Raw genomic sequence first — 1,493 nt, forward strand, 5'->3', positions numbered from 1 at the left:
CGCTCGCGGAGGAGACGGTCCGGGTGTTCCGGGCTCGCCGAGCGTCCGGACGTCGAGGTCCGCTCCCACGACCTGCTGACCGAGGACGCGCTGTGCCGGGCCCTGGCCGGGTTCGACGCCCTGGTCCTGCCCCACCGCCACGGGACGCACTCCGGGTGGCTGGAGTCGTGCCGGGATCTGGGGCTGCCGCCGGTCATCCCGGATATCGGTTACCTGGTCGAGCAGTGGGGTTCGCCGGCGGGCTCCTACGACCCCTCAGACCCGACGGCCGCGGACCTACGCCGGGCACTGGCGACCGCGCTGGACGGCCCACCGGTCCCCGCTCGGATGGCCGATGCCGAGGACAGCGCGGTCGCCGCTGCCCACGCAGCGCTCTACCGTGCCGCTCGCGCCGCCGTCGCCTCCCATCGCGGGGTCGGTTCTCATCGCGGGGTCGGTTCCGATCACGTGTCCCCACGAGACTGATCCCGGATTCGCACATCTGCGCCCACTCGCCGCGTGAGCGGGCGGGGCGTGCGACGCGGCCGCGTGAGCGGGCCTCAGCCCTCGTTGCGGCGCACCATCTCGCCGATCCACTCTGGAACGTAGGGCGAGGTGCAGCCCGCGGGCGTCGGGTAGTCCCGGAGCACCCCCAGTCGTTCGCCGATCTCCAGTGCGCGCGGCCGCAGGTCCGGGTGATGGATCCCGATCTGCGCCAGGCACGTGTTCATCTCCCACTGCAGCCGCTCGTGCGCCTCGGCCATCTCGGCCTCGATCGCGTCCAACAGCCCGGACGAGTCCAACCCGTCCGGCTTCTTGACCACCCTGTCGGCGGTGAGCGCCCACCCGGCGGCGGCGACCACCGGATCGGGGTCACCCAGCCACTCCAGGCGGAGTTGCTCGGCGTGCGGGCCCTTCATCACCACGTACCCGACCAGCCAGTCGTGCACCTTGCGGGTGCGGGCCTCGCGCAGCATCGCGTCCAGCTGACCGCCGGAGAACTCCTTGGGGCGGCAGATCAGCAACGCGAGCAGGCGCGCCGCCGAGTCGCCGGTGGCCCACAGTTCCTCCGCGAACGACTGGTTCTTCTTGATCCGCTTGGCCACCCCGCGCAGCGTGGTCAGGTTGACCCCGTGGTCGTCGCCGTGCCGCTCGTTGACGGCCAGGATCCTGGGGTCCTCCAGCGCGGCCAGCTCGGCCATCACCTCGTCGAGATCCGGCTCGCTCGTCGTCGTCATATCGGTCTCCTCCTCCGCGCCGCCCCGCGCCCACGGTCCTATACTCGCCGGATGCGCCTGCGGAGCATCCGTCCCGACCTGCTCGACCGCGCCGCGCCGGTCGCCGGGTGGCGTGAGGGACTCCTGGCTCACAAGGTACTCCGCGGGCTCACCGAGGGCCATCACCGTCGCCCGCGGCCGGGACGCGTCCGCGCGATGCCGGATCCGGCCCGGCTCGGTCGACTCACGTCGCCGCGGCCCCACCCGACGTTCGATCTCGTCCCCGGCCCGGTCGCG

General features: G+C 72.8%; 1 protein-coding gene and 2 pseudogenes. 2 read left to right on the top strand and 1 reads right to left on the bottom strand.

The features are described 5' to 3' along the window. A pseudogene (locus G6022_RS10580) lies at window positions 1-465 on the top strand (hypothetical protein); the annotation flags it as partial. Window positions 466-539: 74 nt separating this feature from the next. On the opposite strand, the gene G6022_RS10585 reads toward G6022_RS10580, so the two are convergent. Continuing rightward, complete coding sequence (locus G6022_RS10585) at window positions 540-1,217, bottom strand: DNA alkylation repair protein (protein ID WP_182617872.1); 678 nt, start codon at window positions 1,215-1,217, stop codon at window positions 540-542. Between the two features lie 51 nt (window positions 1,218-1,268). On the opposite strand from G6022_RS10585, the pseudogene G6022_RS16690 reads away from it, so the two are divergent. After that, window positions 1,269-1,493 (top strand): annotated as a pseudogene (locus G6022_RS16690) (hypothetical protein); the annotation flags it as partial.

This window comes from Dietzia sp. Cai40 (assembly GCF_014145165.1).
GTDB classification, from domain to species: domain Bacteria; phylum Actinomycetota; class Actinomycetes; order Mycobacteriales; family Mycobacteriaceae; genus Dietzia; species Dietzia natronolimnaea.

Excerpts from the sequence above, each read along its gene's own strand:
- G6022_RS10585 (WP_182617872.1), bottom strand. The coding sequence starts at position 1,217 with ATGACGACGACGAGCGAGCCGGATCTCGACGAGGTGATGGCCGAGCTG.